The sequence below is a fragment of the Streptomyces kanasensis genome, from assembly GCF_043077165.1.
In the GTDB taxonomy this organism is placed as follows: Bacteria; Actinomycetota; Actinomycetes; order Streptomycetales; family Streptomycetaceae; genus Streptomyces; species Streptomyces changanensis.
In genome coordinates, this window is sequence record NZ_JBIBSF010000006.1 from 294,434 (window position 1) to 313,964 (window position 19,531).

Consider the following 19,531-nt stretch of genomic DNA (forward strand, 5'->3'; position numbering starts at 1 on the left):
GCGCCCCTAGCGGCGTGCCGCGATCGCCTCGTAGACCATGCCGACCAGCAGCTGGTCGGCGTCCCGGCGGCCGAACTCGGCGGCGGCGCGGGACATCTCGTACAGCCGGTGCGGGTCGGCGAGGACGGGCAGGACGTTGCCCTGGACCCACTCGGGGGTCAGTTCGGCGTCGTCGACCAGCAGGCCGCCGCCGGCCTTGACCACCGGCTGGGCGTTCAGCCGCTGCTCGCCGTTGCCGATGGGCAGCGGGACGTAGGCGGCGGGGAGCCCGACGGCGGAGAGTTCGGCGACGGTCATCGCGCCCGCGCGGCAGAGCATCATGTCGGCCGCGGCGTACGCGAGGTCCATCCGGTCCACATACGGTACCGGGACATAGGGGGGCATCCCGGGCATGTTGTCGACGCGTGGCACCTCGTTCTTCGGGCCGACCGCGTGCAGGATCTGGATGCCCGAGCGCTGGAGGACCGGGGCGACCTGCTGGATCACCTCGTTCAGCCGCCGGGCGCCCTGCGAGCCGCCGGAGACCAGCAGCGTCGGCAGGTTGGGGTCCAGGCCGAACGCGGCGCGCGCCTCCGGACGGACCCGGGCGCGGTCGAGCGTGGCGATGGTGTGCCGCAGCGGGATGCCGATGTAGCGGGCGTTGCGGAGCTTGCTGTCGGGCGTGGCGACGGCGACCCCGGCCGCGTACCGCGAACCGATCTTGTTGGCCAGGCCGGGCCGCGCGTTGGCCTCGTGGACCACGATCGGCACGCCGAGCCGTTTGGCGGCCAGGTAGCCGGGCAGCGCCACGTAGCCGCCGAAGCCGACCACGCAGTCCGCCTTGGTGCGCTCCAGGATCTGCTCGGCGGCCTTGATCGTGCCCCGCAGCCGCCCGGGCACGGTGATGAGCTCGGGGGTGGGCTTGCGCGGCAGCGGCACGGCGGGGATGAGCGCCAGCTCGTAGCCCCGCTCGGGCACGAGCCGGGTCTCCAGACCCCGCTCCGTGCCGAGGGCCGTGATTCCCACGGTCGGGTCCTGCCTGCGCAGGGCATCCGCGAGGGCGAGCGCGGGCTCGATGTGGCCGGCGGTCCCCCCGCCGGCGAGTACGACATGCACCGAAATTCACCGCTCTCCGGACGGGCGCTTCTTGACGCGCCGTCGCATCGACTTCCATCTCACCCCGGCCCGCCCGCCGAACCGGGGCTCTCGGCCGGCCAGGGCCGCTTTCGCGGCGGGCTCGTCACGCGCGAAGGCGATCAGCAGCCCGACGGCGAACATGGTCGGCAGCAGGGCGGAGCCCCCGTAGGAGAACAGCGGGAGGGGGACACCTGCGATCGGCAGCAGACCGAGCACCGCACCGATGTTGACCACGGCCTGGGCCGTGATCCAGGTGGTCACGCCTCCCGCGGCGTACCTCACGAAGGGGTCCTCCGTGCGTCCGGCCACGCGAATACCCGCATAGCCTAGAGCCGCGAAGAGGGCGAGCACCGACAGCGTCCCCGCCAGACCCAGTTCCTCCCCGGTGATGGCGAAGATGAAGTCGGTGTGTGGTTCGGGGAGTTGGCCCCATTTTTCCACACTCGCACCCAGGCCGGATCCGAACCATCCACCGGACGCCAGGGCGTAGATGCCGTGCACCGCCTGCCAGCAGGCGTCCCCGGGGCCGGGGTCGGTGGCGCCGATGCAGGCGATGCGCGACATGCGGTTGGAGCTGCCCCGGATCAGGGCGACACCGATGACGCCAGCGACGGCCAGGACGCTGACGAAGAGCCGCGTGGGGGCGCCGGCGAGCCAGAGCAGGCCGAAGAGGATCGCCGTGAGGATGATCGCCGTGCCCATGTCGCCCCCGAGCATGATCAGCCCGAGCAGCAGGAAGGCCACCGGCACGAGCGGCACCAGCAGGTGCTTCCACTGCGTGAGGAGCCGCCTGTCCTGTTTCCTGGCGAGGAGGTCGGCACCCCAGAGGATCAGCGCGAGCTTGCCGAACTCGCTCGGCTGCAGCTGGAACGGCCCGCCGAGGTAGATCCAGTTCTGGTTGCCGTTGACCGCGTGCCCTATGCCCGGGATCTGCACCAGGACCATCAGGAAGACGGCGCCCACGAGCAGCGGGTAGGCCAGGGCGCGGTGGAGCTTGACCGGCATGCGCGAGGCCAGCAGCAGCAGGGCGGTGCCGATGACGGCCGCGACGAACTGCTTGCGGAAGAAGTACGAGGCCGGCAGGGACAGCTCCAGCGCCTTGATGATCGACGCCGAGTACACCATGACGAGGCCGAGCACGGTGATGAGCATGCTGGCGCCGAGGATCACGTAGTACGCCGTGAGGGGCCGGTCCCACGCCCGGCGTGCGCGCTCGTACGACCGGCGCAGGCGGTTGCCGCGGGGCGGCCGCCCCGCGCCCGGCGTACGCCCGCGGCCGCGGGGGGCGACGGCCCCGCGCGGGCGCACCGTGCGGGTGCGCAGGGCCAGCCAGGACACGCCGCGCGCCCCCGCGGGCGCGGGGCGCGGAGCGGCGTCCGGGAGGGCGGCGCCGGCAGGGGCGAGCGGCGGAGGCGGAACGATCCGGCGCACCACCGCGGAGAGCAGCGCGCGCGGGCTGCCCGGCGGGCCCGGTGTCGGGCGTGCGTCGGCGGTGTGCTCGGCGCGCATGGTCGCTGTCCCCTCCAGTCGTGTCCGGCGCCGCCGGACCTGGTGGCTGGTCAGGCGTCTTCGGCGGCGAGTGCGCGGACGGCGTCCGCGAACGCCTCACCCCGCTTGTCGTAGTTGACGAACATGTCCATCGAGGCGCAGGCCGGGGCGAGGAGCACCGTGTCGCCCGGCCGGGCGAGCCGCGCCGCCTCCCGGACCGCCGCCGCCATCGCCCCAGTGTCGGTCCGGTCGAGGTCGACCACCGGCACCTGCGGGGCGTGTCGCGCGAGGGCTTCCGCCACGAGGGCGCGGTCCGCGCCGATGAGGACGACCCCGCGCAGCCGCGCGGCCGACCTGACGACCAGCTCGTCGAAGGTGGCGCCCTTGGCGAGGCCACCGGCGATCCAGACGATGGGGTCGTACGCGGCGAGCGACGCTTCCGCGGCGTGCGTGTTGGTGGCCTTGGAGTCGTCGACGTACGCGACGCCGGCGACCTCCTCGACGAACTCGATGCGGTGCGCGTCCGGGCGGAAGGCCCGCAGGCCCTCGCGGACGGCCGCCGGCTCCACGCCGAAGGCGCGGGCGAGGGCGGCGGCGGCGAGGGCGTTGGCGATGTTGTGCGGGGCCGGCGGGTTCACGTCGGAGACCTGGGCCAGCTCCTGCGCCTGCTTCTGCCGGTTCGCCACGAACGCGCGGTCCACCAGGATGCCGTCGACGACGCCCAGCTGGGACGGGCCGGGCGTGCCGAGGGTGAAGCCGATCGCGCGGCAGCCCTCCTCGACGTCGGCCTCCCGCACCAGGTCCTCGGTGGCCCCGTCGGCGGCGTTGTAGACGCAGGCGACCTGGTTGCCCTCGTAGACACGGCCCTTGTCGGCGGCGTACGCCTTCATCGAGCCGTGCCAGTCGAGGTGGTCGGGCGCGAGGTTCAGCACGGCCGCGGAGTGGGCGCGCACGCTCGGCGCCCAGTGCAGCTGGTAGCTGGACAGCTCGACGGCGAGGACGTCGTACTCCTCGTCGCCGAGGACGGCGTCGAGGAGCGAGACGCCGATGTTGCCGACGGCCGCGGTCCGCAGCCCGGCGGCCTCCAGGATGGAGGCGAGCATCCGGACCGTGGTGGTCTTGCCGTTGGTGCCGGTGACGGCGAGCCAGGGGGCGGCGTCGGGGCCGCGCAGGCGCCACGCCAGCTCGACGTCGCCCCACACCTCGACGCCCGCCTCGGCGGCCGCCGCGAACAGGGGCTTGTCGGGCTTCCAGCCGGGCGTGGTGACGACCAGTTCGGTGCCCTCCGGCAGGGTCGCCCCGTCGCCGAGGCGGACGGTGACACCCTCCGCCTCCAGCTGCGCCGCCTGCGTGCGGGAGCGCTCGTCGTCGCCGTCGCTGACGACCGTGACGCGCGCGCCGAGGCCGGCGAGGACGCGGGCGGCGGGGATGCCGCTCACGCCCAGGCCGGCGACGGTGACGTGCTTGCCCTGCCAGGAGGTACTCACTTGTCGGCTGCCCATCCCGCGTAGAAGAGCCCCAGGCCCACGATGACGCACATGCCCTGGATGATCCAGAACCGGACGACGACGAGGACCTCGGACCACCCCTTGAGTTCGAAGTGGTGCTGGAGCGGGGCCATCCGGAAGACCCGCTTGCCGGTCATCTTGAACGAGCCGACCTGGATGACGACGGACATGGTGATGAGGACGAACAGGCCGCCCAGGAGGGCCAGCAGCAGCTCCGTGCGGGAGCAGATCGCCAGGCCCGCGAGGGCGCCGCCGAGCGCGAGCGAGCCGGTGTCGCCCATGAAGATCTTCGCGGGCGAGGTGTTCCACCACAGGAAGCCGAAGCAGGCGCCCATCAGCGCCGAGGCGACGACGGCGAGGTCGAGCGGGTCGCGCACCTCGAAGCAGGCGTTCGGGTTGGTGAGCGTCTTGGCGTTGGCGCAGGACTCCTGGAACTGCCACAGGCCGATGAAGGTGTACGCGCCGAAGACCATCACGGAGGCACCGGTCGCGAGGCCGTCGAGGCCGTCGGTGAGGTTCACGCCGTTGGACATCGCCAGGATCATGAACAGCGCCCAGACCACGAACAGCACCGGGCCGATGGTCCAGCCGAAGTCCGTGATGAACGACAGCTTGGTGGAGGCCGGGGTCAGTCCGCGCTTGTCGGAGAACTGCAGGGCGAGGACGGCGAAGGCGATGCCGACGATCAGCTGGCCGGCCATCTTGGCCTTCGCGCGCAGACCCAGGGACCGCTGCTTGACGATCTTGATGTAGTCGTCGAGGAAGCCGACGAGGCCCATGCCCGCCATGAGGAAGAGCACCAGGAGACCCGAGTACGTCGGGTCCTCGCCGGTGATGACCTTCGCCAGGGCGTAGGCGATGAGCGTGGCCAGGATGAAGGAGATGCCGCCCATGGTGGGCGTGCCCTTCTTGCTGCCGTGCGTGCGCGGGCCGTCGTCCCGGATGAACTGCCCGTATCCCTTGCGGGCCAGGAGCTTGATCAGCAGCGGCGTGCCGATCAGGGTCAGGAAGAGCCCGATGGCTCCCGCGAAGAGGATCTGCCTCATCGGCCGGTGACCTCGCCCTCGGTGCTGTTCCCGAGCAGTGCCTGGGCGACCCGCTCGAGCCCGACCGACCTGGAAGCCTTCACCAGCACGACGTCACCCGGGCGCAGTTCACTGCGCAACAGGTCGATCGCCGCCTGCGCGTCGGACACGTGCACCGACTCCTCACCCCACGAACCCTCGTTATATGCGCCCAGTTGCAGCCAGGACGCTTCCCTGCCCCCGACCGCGACGAGCTTGCCGACATTGAGCCGGACGGCGAGCCGTCCGACCGCGTCGTGCTCGGCGAGCGCCTCGTCGCCGAGCTCGGCCATCAGGCCGAGCACCGCCCACGTACGTCCACCCCTGGCCCGTGCGGCCTCGCCCATGGCTGCCAGCGCGCGCAGGGCGGCCCGCATGGACTCGGGGTTCGCGTTGTAGGCGTCGTTGACGATCGTCACACCGTCCGGACGCTCGGTGACCTCCATGCGCCAGCGGGAGAGGGAGCCCGCCTCGGAGAGCGCGGCGGCGATCTCGTGCACGGGCATGCCCGACTCATGGGCGACGGCGGCCGCGGCGAGCGCGTTCGACACGTGGTGCTCACCGTACAGGCGCATGGTCACGTCGCTGCACCCGGTGGGTGTGTGAAGGCGGAAAGCGGGCTGTCCGGTCGCGGTGAGACGGACGTTTTCGGCCCGTACGGCCGCTTCCGCCGACTCCCCGAAGTACACGACGCGCGCCTTGGTGCGCGACGCCATGGCCTTCACGAGCGGGTCGTCGGCGTTGAGGACGGCGATGCCGCCCTCCTCCGCCGGCGGGAGCGCCTCGACGAGTTCGCCCTTCGCCTCGGCGATCCGCTCGCGTCCGCCGAACTCGCCGATGTGGGCGCTGCCGACGTTGAGGACGAGGCCGATGCGGGGCGGGGTGAGTTCGGTGAGGTAGCGGATGTGGCCGACGCCGCGGGCGCCCATCTCCAGCACGAGGTGCCGGGTCTCCTCGGTGGCCCGCAGGGCGGTCACCGGGAGGCCGATCTCGTTGTTGAGGTTGCCCGCCGGCCAGACGGTGGGGCCCTGGCGCCGCAGGAGCTGCGCGATGAGGTCCTTGGTGCTGGTCTTGCCCGCCGAGCCCGTCAGGGCGACGACGGACGTGCCGAGCCGCTCGACCACGGTGCGGGCGAGCGCGCCGAGCGCGGCGGTCACGTCGGGCACGACGATGGCCGGGACGCCGACCGGACGGGTGGCCAGCACGGCCACCGCTCCGGCCTCGACGGCGCCCCGGGCGTAGTCGTGCCCGTCGACGTTCTCACCGCTGAACGCGGCGAAGAGACTGCCGGGCTCCACCTGGCGGGAGTCGTAGACGACGGAGCCGGTGACCTGTGCCGCCGGATCCGGTATGTCGTGCGTCTGCCCGCCGACGATTGCGGCGATCTCGGTGAGGGAGAGGGCGATCACTTCTTCATCCCTGACTGTTCTGGATGGCTTCCCGCAGGACCTGTCGGTCGTCGAAGGGCCGTACGACGCCTGCGATGTCCTGGCCCTGCTCGTGGCCCTTGCCCGCGACGAGCACGGTGTCGCCCGGGCGGGCGCGGGCCACGGCGGCGGCGATGGCGGAGGCCCGGTCGGCGTCGACCACGACGGTGCCCCGCTCGTGCGCGGGGACCTGGGCGGCTCCGGCGAGCATCGCGGAGAGGATCGCGAGGGGATCCTCGGAGCGCGGGTTGTCGGAGGTGAGGACGGCGGTGTCGGCGAGGCGCGCCGCGGCGGCGCCCATGGGGCCCCGCTTGGTGACGTCGCGGTCGCCGCCGCAGCCGAGCACGATGTGCAGCCGGCCCTCGGTGACCTTGCGCAGGGAGCGCAGGACGGACTCGACGGCGTCGGTCTTGTGGGCGTAGTCGACGACCGCGAGGTACGGCTGGCCGGCGTCGACGCGCTCCAGCCGCCCGGGGACGCCCGGCACGGCGGCGACGCCGTCGGCGGCCCGCTGCGGGTCGACGCCGGCGACGGCGAGGGTGACGACGGCGGCGAGGGTGTTGGCGACGTTGAACGGGCCGGGCAGCGGCGCGGTGGCGCTGATGTGCTCGTCCTTCGGGCCGACGATGGTGAAGGTGCTGCCGAGGGGGCCGGAACGGACGTCCCGGGCACGCCAGTCGGCGTCCGGGTGGCCCTCGGCGGAGAAGGTGACGACGGGGACGGTCGCCTCGGTCACCAGCCTCCTGCCGTACTCGTCGTCGAAGTTGACGACGCCCTGGCGGGAACGGCGCGGGGTGAACAGCTGCGCCTTGGCCTGGAAGTAGTCCTCCATGCCGGAGTGGAACTCCATGTGCTCCGGGCTGAGGTTGTTGAAGACGGCGACGTCGAAGACGCAGCCGTCGACGCGGCCGAGCACCAGGGCGTGGCTGGACACCTCCATGGCGACGGCCTCGACGCCGCGTTCGCGCATGACGGCGAAGAGCGCCTGGAGGTCGGTCGCCTCGGGCGTGGTCCGCTCGGACTTGACGCGTTCGTCGCCGATGCGCGTCTCGACGGTGCCGATCAGGCCGGGGCTGCGGCCGGCGGCCTTGAGCCCGCCCTCTACGAGGTAGGCGGTGGTCGTCTTGCCGGACGTGCCGGTGATGCCGATCTGGAGCAGGTCGGCGCCCGGACGGCCGTAGATGTCGGCGGCGAGTTCGCCCATCCGGCCGCGCGGGTCGTCGACGACGAGGACCGGCAGGCCCGTCGCGGCGGCGCGGTCGGCGCCCGCCGGGTCGGTGAGGACGGCGACGGCGCCGAGGCCGGCGGCCTGGTCCGCGAAGTCGGCTCCGTGGGCGCGGGCACCCGGCAGCGCGGCGTACACGTCTCCGGGGCGCACGGCCCGTGAGTCGTGGGTGATGCCGGTGACCTGCCCCTCGTACGGCCGGTGCGGCTCGTGCGGAGCGGAGGCTCCCACCCGGGCGGCGAGTTCGCCGAGGGGGGTGGGGCGGACCTGGGCCGGACGCGGCGCTCCCGGCTGTTTCGCGGGGGCGTCCTGGCCGGTGCTGGGGGACTGATCAGGGTGTGGCACGGCGGTGAGCGTACCGGGCGCACCCGGGATCGGGCTAAATGAGGCCGCCGGGTCGCGGTCGTTGCCGGACCGGTTCCCGGGGTCGGGCGTGATCGTTGTCACTGGTGGCTCCCTCGGCTCAGGCGCCGGGTGTGAAGGTGACCGGCATGCGCGGGGGCTGCTTCCCGGTCGGTGCGACGTGCAGGGTCTTCAGGGCGAACTCCATGACCTTCTTGTGGACGGGGCCGCAGATCTGGCCTCCGAAGTAGCTGCCCTGGGTGGGGTTCTGAATGGCGCAGTACACGGTGATCTGCGGGGCGTCGGCCGGGGCGAAGCCCGCGAAGGAGGCCGTGTAGCCCTTGTACCGGCCCAGTTGCGGGTCGACGCGGTTGGCGGTGCCGGTCTTGCCGGCGACGCGGTAGCCGGGGATGGCGGCCTTGGTTCCGGTGCCTTCCTGGTCGTCGACGACCGATTCCAGCATGGCGGCGAGGGTCTTGGCCGTCTTCTCGCTGACGACACGCGTGGTGCCGGGCGCCGGGGCGGGGGTGAAGCGGCCGTCGGGGCCCCTGATGCCGCGGACGAGGGTCGGGTCGACGCGTACGCCGCCGTTGGCGATGGTGGAGTACACGGACGCGGCCTGCATCGCGTTCAGGGAGAGTCCCTGGCCGAAGGGGATCGTGTACTGCTGCGAGGTGTTCCAGTCCTTCGGCGCGGCGAGGATCCCGGAGGTCTCGCCGGGGTAGCCGAGGCCGGTGGGGCTGCCCATGCCGAACTTGCGCAGGTACGAGTGGAGGACGCGGTTGGCCGCCGCCTGGTCGGGGCCGAGCTGTCCGGTGGCGAGGATGGTGCCGATGTTGGACGACTTGGCGAGGACGCCGTTCAGCGTCAGGTACCAGGTGGGGTGGTCGATGTCGTCCTTGAACAGCCGGTCGCCCCGGTGGAGCCGGTTGGGCACGACGACGTGGGTGCCGGGCGTGGCGGCGCCCTCCTCCAGGACGGCGGCCATCGACATCACCTTGGCGGTGGAGCCGGGCTCGTAGGCGTCCTGGAGGGCGGCGTTGCCCATGGCGGTGGAGTCGGCCTGGGACAGGTCGTTGGGGTCGAAGCCGGGGGCGTTGGCCATCGCGAGGACCTCGCCCGTCCTGGTGTTCTGGACGACGACGTAGCCGCGGTCGGCGCGGGAGGCGGCGACCTGTTCGGAGATGGCCTTCTGGGCGGCCCACTGGATGTCGCGGTCGATGGTGAGTTCGATGTCCGAGCCGGGCACGGCGGGTGTCTCGCGGGCGCCGGCGGTGGGGACGCGGCGGCCGCCGGAGTGGGCGTAGGTGATCTTGCCGTCCCGGCCGGCGAGTTCCTCGTCGAGCATGGACTCCAAGCCGCCCCCGCCGCGGCCGTCGGCGTTGACGTAGCCCAGTATCCCCGCGCCGAGCGTGCCGTTGGGGTAGACCCGCTTGCTGCTGCGCTCGCTGAGGACCCCGGCCAGGACGCTGACGCCCGGGCCGCCGCGCGCCTTGTCCTCACGGGCCTTCTTCGCGAAGAGGGTCCGCAGGTCCTTGATCTGGTTCCAGACCTGCGGCGTCTGCTTGCGGGCCAGGACGGCGTAGCGGGGCGAGGGCGGGGACTTCAGGGTGCGGACGAGTTCGGCGGGGTCCTTGCCGAGGATGGGCGCGAGGAGGGCGGCGGCCTGTTCGGGCGCGTCGGGGACCTTGCTCTCCTGCGGGGTGAACATCTTGGGGTCGGCGGTGATGTCGTACGCGTCGACGCTGGTGGCGAGGGGCACGCCGGAGCGGTCGGTGATCTCGCCGCGCTCGGCGGCCAGCTTGTGGCTGAGGTAGCGGTTCTTCTCGGCCTTGGCGGCGTAGGCGGAGGCGTCGACGGCCTGGACCTGGAGGAGCCGTACGACGAAGGCCAGCATGACGAGGGTGAGGCCGAGGCTGACCAGGCGCAGACGGGGGCGCGGGTTGCCGAGCCGGAGCGGTCGCGCCGGTCCGCCGGGCCGGGGGGCCGCCGGGCCGGGCCGGCGCGCGGCGGGGCGGGCGCCGGAGCGCTGGGGGCGGCCGTCGCCGCGCCCGGTGGGGCGCCGGGCGCCCGAGGGGCGGGGGACGCGGCGGCGCGGAGGTTCCTGGGAGGGCACTGCTCACCTGCCGGGGGGCGTCGGGGCCGGGGCCGCGGAGGGCGGCGGGGTGGTCGTCGCGGGGGTCGGCGTCGGCGCCGGGGTGGCCGTCGCGGGGTCCGTCGACGCGGGGTCCGTCGACGCGGGGTCCGTCGACGCGGGGGGCATCGACGCGGGGGGCGTCGACGCGGGGGGCGCGGGGGTCGTCGTGTCGGGGGCCGACTCCGCCGTGGGGGCCGGGGCGGCCGTCGGGGCCGGGGCGGCACCGGGTGCGGCGGCGTCGGGTGCGGCGGCGTCGGGGGGCGCGAGCGCGGGCACCGGGGCGGCGGCGCCCGCCGGGGACGGGCCCGTGTCCGGTTCGGGGGTGGGGGCCGGGCTCGGTACGCCGCGCACCGTGCCGTCCGGCTCCAGGAAGACGGGACCACCGCCGGGCACCATGCCGAGCTCGCGGGCCCGGCGCTCCAGCGCGTCGGGCGCGGAGCGCTCGTCGACGTCCCGCTGGAGCGCCTGCTCCTCGTCGGTGAGTTCGGTGGTCTGCCGCCGCAGCTCGGAGAGGCGGAAGGAGCCCTGGCTGAGGGAGGTGTTGAGGAGCAGGAGCCCGATCAGCCCACCGCCGAGGAGCACGACGACGAGCAGGACGAAGGGGGTGCGGGCGGCGGTGTTCGGCCCGGACGGCATGAACCGGGCGAGCCGGGCCGCGCGCCCCTTCAGGGGTCCTGCCTTCGTCACACGTCCTCCCTGATCCGTTCCGCGCCGCGCAGCCGGGCCGGCGCGGCCCTGCGGTTGCGGGCCACCTCCTCCTCGCTGGGAAGTTCGGCGCCCCGGGTCAGGAGCTTGAGCCGCGGCTGGTACCGCTCGGGGACGACCGGCAGGCCGGGCGGGGCCGTGTTGGCGGCGCCCGCGGCGAAGACCTGCTTCACCAGCCGGTCCTCCAGCGAGTGGTACGACAGGACGGCGACGCGCCCGCCCACCGCGAGGGCCCGCACCGCGGCGGGGACCGCCCGCTCCAGCACCGCCAGCTCGCCGTTGACCTCGATGCGCAGGGCCTGGAAGGTCCGCTTGGCGGGGTTGCCGCCGGTCCGCTTGGCGGCCTGGGGCAGCGCGTCGCGGATGAGTTCGACCAGACGGGCGCTGCGGGTGAACGGCTCCTTCTCGCGCTCGCGCACGACGGCGGCGACGATCCGTTTGGCCTGCTTCTCCTCGCCGTACGCGCGCAGGATCCGCACCAGCTCGCCGGGCGGGTAGGTGTTGAGGACCTCGGCGGCGCTGACGCCGGTCGTCTGGTCCATGCGCATGTCGAGGGGGGCGTCCTGCGCGTAGGCGAAGCCGCGGTCCGCCTCGTCGAGCTGCATGGAGGAGACGCCCAGGTCGAACAGGACGCCCTGGACGCGCGGCAGGCGGAGCTCGTCGAGCACGGCCGGCAGCTCGTCGTAGACGGCGTGGACGAGGGTGGCGCGGTCGCCGAAGCGGGCGAGGCGCTCGCCGGAGAGGCGCAGGGCCTCGGTGTCCCGGTCGAGGGCGACGAGCCGCGCCCCGGGGAACCGGGTCAGCAGGGCCTCGCTGTGGCCGCCGAGGCCGAGGGTGCAGTCGACGACGACCGCGCCGGGCTGCTCCAGCGCGGGGGCGAGCAGGTCGAGGCACTGCCGGAGCATCACGGGGACGTGCCGGGTGTTGCCGTCCGGCCCTTCGCCGCCGTCCTTGTCGGGGAGCTCCACCGGATCGGTACCGGCGGTACCCCCATCGCGCCCTGTCATCTGCCCTCTCAGGTCCGGCGCGGCGTACGTACCGCCGGGCCACCGGCGCCGGAGAGGGCCTCGGCCGACCGGCGGGCGGAGGAGGCCGAGCCGTACATGCCACCGCACACGCGGAGGAGAATCTGCGGATATCGCTCGGAAATCGCTCAATGTCTCCGTGAACTCCGCGCCACTCTAGTCCACTGCCCCGCGCGGTCAATCAACCGGCCTGCGCGTCGTCCGGGGGGTGTGCGCGGGCGGAGCAACCGGGACGAATCACTCGTACGGCCGTCCGGGGCCGGGCACCTGTGGAGTAGCTCACAGCACGCCTCATTGACGACCTTTGTCCGCTCTCACCGCGCGCCCCGCAGGGCGGTGACCATTAACGTCGTAGCCATGTCGACTTCCGCGCACCTCTCGACCGACTCCGCCCCCGTCCCCGCGGGCGAGGGAGTCACGGACCGCCTCGTCGAGTCGAACCGGCGGTACGCCGAGCAGTTCACCGACCCGGGCATGGACGCACGCCCCGTGCTGAAGGTGGCCGTGGTGGCCTGCATGGACGCCCGCCTCGACCTGCACGCCGCGCTCGGCCTCCACCTGGGTGACTGCCACACCATCCGCAACGCGGGCGGTGTCGTCACCGACGACGTCATCCGCTCGCTCACCATCAGCCAGCGGGCCCTGGGCACCCGGAGCATCGTGCTCGTGCACCACACCGGGTGCGGCCTCGAGAAGATCACCGAGGGCTTCCGCGACGAGCTGGAGCAGGAGGTCGGGCAGCGTCCGACCTGGGCGGTCGAGGCGTTCCGCGACGTCGACCAGGACGTGCGGCAGTCGATGCAGCGGGTGCGCACCTCGCCGTTCCTCCAGCACACCGGCGACGTGCGGGGCTTCGTCTTCGACGTGACGACCGGCCTGCTGCGGGAGATCGACCCGGCCTGACCGCGCCGCGAACAGCGGACCAAGAGGCGGAACACCGGACATATCACCTGCCGTTGTCCACAGCCGAGTGACACCGCGCTGTACGCCAACAAGAATGCGGGGGTGACCACCTGCTCCGGACCGCCGGAAAGGCTCCGTGGGCGGTGTCCGTGTCTCTGGGTGGGCCGTGCCGTTCCGTCATGCACCGGCCCATGAACGAAGGGCCGAGGAGGGCCGGGTGACGACCTATGACGATCGAGCGAGCCTCGCGGATCTGACCACCACAGCGGAGCGTGTCCGCCGGTCGGTGGAGGGTGTGATCGAGGGCAAGCCGGAGGTCGTACGGCTCTCGCTGACCGTACTGCTGGCCGAGGGGCACCTCCTGATCGAGGATGTGCCGGGCGTCGGGAAGACCATGCTGGCGAAGGCGCTGGCGCGGTCCATCGACTGCTCGGTGCGGCGCGTGCAGTTCACGCCCGACCTGCTGCCGTCGGACATCACGGGCGTGTCCGTCTACGACCAGCAGCGGCGCGAGTTCGAGTTCAAGCCGGGTGCGATCTTCGCGCAGATCGTGATCGGCGACGAGATCAACCGCGCCTCGCCGAAGACGCAGTCCGCGCTGCTGGAGTCGCTGGAGGAGCGCCAGGTCACCGTCGACGGGCACTCCTACGAGCTGCCGAGCCCGTTCATGGTGGTGGCCACGCAGAACCCCGTGGAGATGGAAGGAACGTATCCGCTGCCCGAGGCGCAGCGGGACCGCTTCATGGCCCGCGTCTCCATCGGCTACCCGAGCGCCGAGGCGGAGCTGCGGATGCTCGACACGCACGGCGCCGCGTCGCCGCTGGACGACCTCCGGCCGGTCGCGCACGCGCACGACGTCCTGCATCTGATCGACGCGGTCCGCGGCGTGCACGTGTCGGACGCGGTCCGGCGCTACGCGGTGGACCTGGTCGGCGCCACGCGCGTCCACCCGGACCTGCGGCTGGGCGCCTCCCCGCGCGCGACGCTGCACCTGCTGCGCGCCGCGAAGGCGAGCGCCGCGCTGGACGGCCGCGAGTACGCGCTGCCGGACGATTTGCAGGCGCTGGCCGTGCCCGTGCTGGCGCACCGGCTGCTGCCGACGGCGCAGGCCCAGCTCAACCGGCGGACGGCCGAGCAGGTCGTCCTCGACATACTCCAGCGCACGCCGGTGCCGGCGGTCGCGCAGCAGCCCGTCGGGGACGCCTTCTTCGGCGGTCAGCGCCAGCCCGGCCTGCGGCGGCTGTGATGGCCGCCGGGGGGCCCGCCGCCCCGGACGGTGCGGTCGGGGGCGGTCTTCGGGGCGCCCTCGGCGGGCTGACCACGCGCGGCCGGTCGTTCCTGGCGGCCGGACTGGCGGCGGCGGCCTGCGCGTACGTGCTGGGCCAGCCGGACCTGCTGCGGGTGGGGCTGCTGCTGGCGGCGCTGCCGCTGGTGTGCGTGACCGTGCTGTACCGCACGCGGTACCGGGTGACGGGCAGCAGGCGGCTCAGCCCGCAGCGGGTGCCCGCGGGCGCCGAGGCGCGGGTGCGGCTGCGGATGGACAACGTGTCGCGGCTGCCGACCGGGCTGCTCATGCTCCAGGACCAGGTGCCGTACGTGCTCGGTCCGCGGCCGCGGTTCGTCCTGGACCGGGTGGAGCCGGGCGGCAAGCGCGAGGTCTCCTACCGGGTCCGCTCCGACCTGCGCGGCCGCTACCCCCTGGGCCCGCTGCAGCTGCGGCTGAGCGACCCGTTCGGGATGTGCGAGCTGACGCGGTCGTTCAGCTCGCACGACCTGTTGACGGTCGTGCCGCGCTCGGAACCGCTGCCGCCCGTGCGCCTGGCCGGCGAGGCGCCGGGGTACGGCGACGGACGGCACAGCTCGCTGGCGCAGGTCGGCGAGGACGACGTGCTGCCGCGCGAGTACCGCTACGGCGACGACCTGCGCCGGGTGCACTGGCGCTCCACGGCCCGCTACGGCGAGCTGATGGTGCGGCGCGAGGAGCAGCCGCAGCAGGCCCGCTGCACGGTGCTGCTGGACACGCGGGCCGGGGCGTACGACAGCGCCGGGCCGGACTCGGCGTTCGAGTGGGCGGTGTCGGGCGCGGCGTCGGCCGTCACGCACCTGCTGGAGCGCGGTTACGCGGTGCGGCTGCTGACGGACTCCGGTGACGCGCTGCCGGGCGACGGCTCCGACGGATACGCCGCGCCGGGGCACGACGCGGCGGATTCGGCGGGTCTGATGATGGACGCCCTGGCCGTCGTCGACCACTCGGCCGGGACGGGCCTGGACGGCGCCCACGACGTGCTGCGGGCCGGTGGCGAGGGACTGCTGGTCGCGTTCCTCGGGGAGCTGGACGAGGCGCAGGCCGAGCTGGTCGGCCGGATGAGGCGGCGCAGCCGGGCGGCCGTCGCCTTCGTCCGGGACGACGGCGCGGGGTCGCGGGACGCGGTACGGCTGCTGCGGGAGGCCGGCTGGTCGGCGTCGGCCGTCCGGCCGGGCGACTCGCTCGCCGCGCTGTGGCGGCAGGCCGGGCCGGGCGCCGCGGCGGCCGCCGGCGGTGGGACGACGGGCTTCTCGGGGGGTTGGTCATGAGCGGTGGCGTGCGTCTCACCGTGTGTGCCCTGATCGCGACGGTGACGGCCGCGTGCGCGCTGCTGCCGCTGGTGGGCGAGGTCGGCTGGTTCGTCCAGGCGGCGCTGATGCTGGCGCTGATCGGCGGTGTGGGCGCGGCGGCCCGGCGGGTTCCGGTGGCGCGTCCGCTGACGGTGGCCGCGCAGTTCGCGGCGGGCCTGGTGCTGCTGACGGTGGTGTTCGCCCGGGAGCAGGCGCTGGCGGGGGTGCTGCCGTCGCCGGCCGTGTTCCAGCGTTTCCACGCGCTGCTGGAGGCGGGCGTCCAGGACGTCGGCCAGTACGCGACCCCGGCGCCGGCGACGGACGGCATCCGGCTGATGCTGGTGGGCGGCGTCCTGGTGATCGGCCTGGCGGTGGACGCGTTGGCGGTGACCTTCCGCAGCGCGGCCCCGGCGGGGCTGCCGCTCCTCGCGCTGTACTCGGTCGCGGCCGGCCTGTCGGGCGGCGGCGGGGCGAGCTGGCTGTGGTTCCTGCTGGCGGCCTCCGGGTACCTGGTGCTGCTGCTCGCCGAGGGTCGCGACCGGCTCGCCCAGTGGGGCCGGGTGTTCGGCGGGCCCAAGGCCCGGCCGGGCGGCCCGGCGGCGTTCGGGACGGCGGACGGTTCCGCGCCGGCCCCGCTGCGCACGGGGCGCCGCATCGGCGTGCTGACCCTCGGCATCGCGCTGGCCGTCCCGGCGGTGCTGCCCTCGCTGGGCGGCGGGCTGCTCCACCCGGACGGCGCCGGCGAGGGGGCGGACGGCGGGACGATCTCCGCGGTCAATCCCCTGGTGTCGCTGCAGAACGACCTGAACCAGCCGAAGGACCGCGAGGTCCTGCGGTACCGCACCAACGCCCCGGACGGCTCGGGGCTGTACCTGCGGCTGGTCTCGCTCGACCGGTTCGACGGCACGTCGTGGAAGACGTCCGTGCGCGCCGTTGAGGACGTGCCGCCGCGACTGCCGCAGCCGACCGGCCTGAGCGACCGGACGGGTACGACGGAGATCCGCACGAACATCTCGGCGGCGGGCGGCTACGAGCAGAAGTGGCTCCCGATGCCGTACCCGGCGACCGCCGTGGACGTCGAGGGACGCTGGCGGTACGAGCCGGTCGGCCGGATGCTGGTCGGCGACGACGGGCAGACGACGAGCGGCGTGCGGTACTCGGTGAGCAGCCTCGTCCTGCGGCCGACCGCCGCCCAGCTGGCGGCGGCTCCGCCCGCGCCGGGCACGCTGCTGCGCGAGTACACGCAGGTCCCGGACTCGCTGCCGCGGGACGTCAAGGCCACGGCCCTCGAGGTCACCGCGGGTGCGCGGACCGACTACGAGCGTGCCGTGCGGCTCCAGGACTGGTTCGCGACCGAGGGCGGCTTCCAGTACGACACGACGGTCACGTCGGGCACGGGCGTCGGCGCGATATCCCGGTTCCTGAAGGACAAGAAGGGCTTCTGCGTCCACTACTCGTTCACGATGGCGGCGATGGCCCGCACGCTGAACGTGCCCGCGCGCGTGGCGGTCGGCTTCATGCCGGGGACGCCGTCCGCCGACGGCACGGTGTCGGTGGGCATCAGGGACGCGCACGCCTGGCCGGAGCTGTACTTCGAGGGGGTGGGCTGGACCCGGTTCGAGCCCACGCCGTCGCGCGGGTCCGTCCCGGAGTACGCGATGTCGGAGGACCCCGTGGGCGACCGGCCGGGCCCGCGGGAGACGGCGCAGCGCCCGTCGACGGCCCCGTCGGCGGTGCCGTCGCCGCTGGACAGCTGCGCGCCGGGCGTGGCGGGTGCCGAGGGGTGCCCCGGGCCGGTGCCCCAGGGCGCGCAGCCCTCGTCCGGGTCGGGTTTCCCGCTGGGGCCGGTACTGCTGGCGGTGGGGGTGGCCGCGGTGGTCGTCCTGCTGCCGTTGACCCCGCTGCTGTGGCGGCGGCGGGTGCGGGCACGGCGCCTCGGCCTCGGCGGCCGGGCGGCCGCCGACCCGGCGGTGCGGACGCTCGCCGTGTGGCAGGAGGTCGTGGACACCGCCTGGGACCACGGCGTCCTCCCGGACGACTCGCTCACCGCGCGCGGCACGGCCGCGCGGCTGCTGCGCGAGGGCGGGCTGGAGGGCGAGGCGGCCGAGGCGGTCCACCGGATCGCGGGCGCGGTCGAGCAGGTGCTGTACGCACCGGCGCCGCGCGCCGCGGACGGCCTGGTGGAGGACGCCGGCCGGATCCACGCGGGCCTGCAGGCGGCCGGCACGCGCGGCGGCCGGCTGCGGGCGACGCTCGCGCCGCGGTCGGCGGCCCGGGTGGCCTGGGCGCTGTCGGCACGCCGCACGGCGCTCGCCCGGCGCTGGTCGACCCACCGCGAACGGCTTGCGACCCGCGTGGCCGCCGTGCTCCGCCGCCCGTCCCGCCAGCGCGGCTAGCCGGCCAGCGCGGCTAGCCGGCCGGCGGGGTGTGCCCGGCGGCGCGCCGCCGGTCGGGGCGTCATGCCGCTCGGACCGGAAGGGCACCGCTGGGGCGCCGCCGGGCCGGGGGCCGGCGCCGGGCTCGGGTGGCGCGGCGCCGGGCTTCGAGGGGCGCGGCGACGGGCTCGTCAGGCGTGGCGCCGACTCCGGGAAGCGCGACCCCCGGCTGGGGCCGCGGGTCCGGGCCGGAGGGCACGCCACTGGGGCGGAAGGCCTGCCGCCTGATTCGGAGGGGCGCGACGTCGGGCTTCCAGGCGCGGCCGGGCGTGGAGGCGAGCCGTCGGCCCCGGGAAGCGCTCCACGGGACTCTCGCGGGGGCGCGGCGCCGGGCTCGCGCCGCTGGAGCGAGCCGGAGGCGCGGAGAGGGCTCGGAGGCGCGCGCCGGCTCACAAGCGTGCCGCCGGAATTCAGGGGAAGCGACCCCCGAGCCGGCCCCGGCGCGCCGGGGGCCGGGGGGCGTGCCTCCGGGCCGGCGGGCGTGCGTCCGGACGTGGGTGGCGCGGCAGTGCGGGGCGACGGCCGGGCGGCGTGGCCTGGCAGGCCGGGTATCGCGCGGTGGCGACCGGGCTCGGGTACCGGCCGGGGCGCCGGAGCGGGTGACGCGACCTGCCGGACCCGAGGGGCGCGTGCCGTGTGTCCCGCGGGGCGGCGGGGCTGATGGGAACGGGGCCGAGGGCTCGGGTGGCCCGGCCGGGCGGGGCCGGTGGGGGCAGTGTGCGCCGTACCCGGACGCACCAGGAGCGAGCGCGGGTGGGCGCGGCCCGGCGGGCGGGGTCGGGCGCCCTGCACCCCCTCCGCCGGCCCGGACGGGCAGCTTGGCGGCGTGGTGGCGCGTCTCGTCCGGCCGTGGGACCGGGCCGGGGCACGCCGTCGGGAGGCCGGTGTGCACGGCGACACGACGAGGGGTGACCGCGTCGCGGTCACCCCTCGGTCAGGTTCGTGTGCTGCTGTGCGCCGTCAGTGTCCCTGCTCGTCGCGCCGTTGCTGCCAGCGCTGCTCGATCCGGTCCATCATCGAGCGGCGCTGCCGGTTCCCGCGGCCGTGGACCGCGGCTCCGGCGGTGGGCTGCTCACCCGGCTTGGGTGCCTTGCGCCAACCAGTGACCGCCAGGACCGCGCAGCCGAGCATGACGAGGAACCCCACCACGCTGATCCAGATCTGCTGGGCGACCATTCCGGCCATGAGGAGCGCGATACCCACCAGGAAGCCTGCGACCGCCTGGTAGACCCGTCGTCGGGTGTACGTACGCAGCCCGCTTCCCTCGAGCGCTGTCGCGAACTTGGGATCTTCGGCGTACAGCGCTCGCTCCATCTGCTCGAGCATTCGCTGCTCGTGCTCCGAGAGCGGCACGGAGTCCTCCTCATCGTCGGTCGCGGGGGCGACCGGTATGCGACCCTTCCAGGATAGGCAGGGAATCGTCCCCGTGAAACCCGCCCTCAATGCCAATTCGCCGATCGGGCCGCCATGCCGGTTCGGCTGGTGAGGCGTTGATTCCCCAACCTCCGAACCGTCATGCCGGATGGTGTGCCTCGATCATACGGGGATCCCGGCGCGATCG

At 74.3% G+C, this 19,531-nt stretch carries 14 protein-coding genes; 4 read left to right on the top strand and 10 right to left on the bottom strand.

Annotated elements, in window-relative coordinates; translation table 11 throughout:
- Positions 1 to 6 precede the first annotated feature (6 nt).
- Genes murG through rsmH form a run of 9 tightly spaced genes read right to left on the bottom strand, consistent with a single transcriptional unit; the run spans position 7 to position 11,917 of the window.
- Positions 7 to 1,095 (bottom strand): undecaprenyldiphospho-muramoylpentapeptide beta-N-acetylglucosaminyltransferase, encoded by a 1,089-nt coding sequence (murG, locus tag ACF053_RS17590; protein ID WP_058941817.1) that lies wholly within the window; start codon positions 1,093 to 1,095, stop codon positions 7 to 9.
- A gap of 6 nt (positions 1,096 to 1,101) precedes the next feature.
- Positions 1,102 to 2,625 (bottom strand): putative lipid II flippase FtsW, encoded by a 1,524-nt coding sequence (gene ftsW, locus ACF053_RS17595; protein WP_391954721.1) that lies wholly within the window; start codon positions 2,623 to 2,625, stop codon positions 1,102 to 1,104.
- A 50-nt stretch (positions 2,626 to 2,675) separates the two neighbouring features.
- Positions 2,676 to 4,106, bottom strand: coding sequence for a UDP-N-acetylmuramoyl-L-alanine--D-glutamate ligase (gene murD / locus ACF053_RS17600; RefSeq protein ID WP_391954722.1), 1,431 nt, complete (start codon positions 4,104 to 4,106; stop codon positions 2,676 to 2,678).
- A complete protein-coding gene (gene mraY, locus ACF053_RS17605; protein WP_058941815.1) occupies positions 4,088 to 5,158 on the bottom strand; it encodes a phospho-N-acetylmuramoyl-pentapeptide-transferase in 1,071 nt (356 codons plus the stop codon). Before mraY ends, murD begins: the two co-directional genes overlap by 19 nt.
- Positions 5,155 to 6,585: a UDP-N-acetylmuramoyl-tripeptide--D-alanyl-D-alanine ligase gene (locus ACF053_RS17610; RefSeq protein WP_058941814.1), complete on the bottom strand. Its 1,431-nt coding sequence runs from the start codon at positions 6,583 to 6,585 to the stop codon at positions 5,155 to 5,157. The genes mraY and ACF053_RS17610 overlap by 4 nt, the downstream gene beginning before the upstream one ends.
- Before the next feature lie 4 nt (positions 6,586 to 6,589).
- Positions 6,590 to 8,275: a UDP-N-acetylmuramoyl-L-alanyl-D-glutamate--2,6-diaminopimelate ligase gene (locus ACF053_RS17615; protein ID WP_391954723.1), complete on the bottom strand. Its 1,686-nt coding sequence runs from the start codon at positions 8,273 to 8,275 to the stop codon at positions 6,590 to 6,592.
- Between the two features lie 16 nt (positions 8,276 to 8,291).
- A complete protein-coding gene (locus tag ACF053_RS17620) occupies positions 8,292 to 10,286 on the bottom strand; it encodes a peptidoglycan D,D-transpeptidase FtsI family protein (protein WP_391954724.1) in 1,995 nt (664 codons plus the stop codon).
- Positions 10,287 to 10,289: 3 nt separating this feature from the next.
- On the bottom strand, positions 10,290 to 10,994 hold the full coding sequence (locus ACF053_RS17625) for an FtsB family cell division protein (RefSeq protein WP_391954725.1): 705 nt from the start codon (positions 10,992 to 10,994) through the stop codon (positions 10,290 to 10,292).
- Entirely contained in the window at positions 10,991 to 11,917 is a 927-nt protein-coding gene (gene rsmH / locus ACF053_RS17630; protein ID WP_391954844.1) for a 16S rRNA (cytosine(1402)-N(4))-methyltransferase RsmH, read from the bottom strand. The genes ACF053_RS17625 and rsmH overlap by 4 nt, the downstream gene beginning before the upstream one ends.
- Positions 11,918 to 12,394: 477 nt before the next feature.
- On the opposite strand from rsmH, the gene ACF053_RS17635 reads away from it, so the two are divergent.
- The 4 genes from ACF053_RS17635 to ACF053_RS17650 all read left to right on the top strand — a co-directional run bounded on the left by ACF053_RS17635 (position 12,395) and on the right by ACF053_RS17650 (position 17,931).
- Positions 12,395 to 12,940: a beta-class carbonic anhydrase gene (locus ACF053_RS17635; protein WP_391954726.1), complete on the top strand. Its 546-nt coding sequence runs from the start codon at positions 12,395 to 12,397 to the stop codon at positions 12,938 to 12,940.
- A 217-nt stretch (positions 12,941 to 13,157) separates the two neighbouring features.
- Entirely contained in the window at positions 13,158 to 14,186 is a 1,029-nt protein-coding gene (locus tag ACF053_RS17640) for an AAA family ATPase (protein WP_391954727.1), read from the top strand.
- Entirely contained in the window at positions 14,186 to 15,514 is a 1,329-nt protein-coding gene (locus ACF053_RS17645) for a DUF58 domain-containing protein (protein WP_391954728.1), read from the top strand. Before ACF053_RS17640 ends, ACF053_RS17645 begins: the two co-directional genes overlap by 1 nt.
- Positions 15,511 to 17,931 carry a transglutaminase TgpA family protein gene (locus ACF053_RS17650; protein WP_391954729.1) on the top strand — a complete coding sequence of 807 codons (2,421 nt, stop codon included), beginning with the start codon at positions 15,511 to 15,513 and terminating at the stop codon, positions 17,929 to 17,931. Before ACF053_RS17645 ends, ACF053_RS17650 begins: the two co-directional genes overlap by 4 nt.
- A 999-nt stretch (positions 17,932 to 18,930) precedes the next feature.
- Here the strand turns inward: ACF053_RS17650 and ACF053_RS17655 are convergent.
- Positions 18,931 to 19,323 (bottom strand): DUF3040 domain-containing protein, encoded by a 393-nt coding sequence (locus ACF053_RS17655; protein WP_058941376.1) that lies wholly within the window; start codon positions 19,321 to 19,323, stop codon positions 18,931 to 18,933.
- Positions 19,324 to 19,531 lie beyond the last annotated feature (208 nt).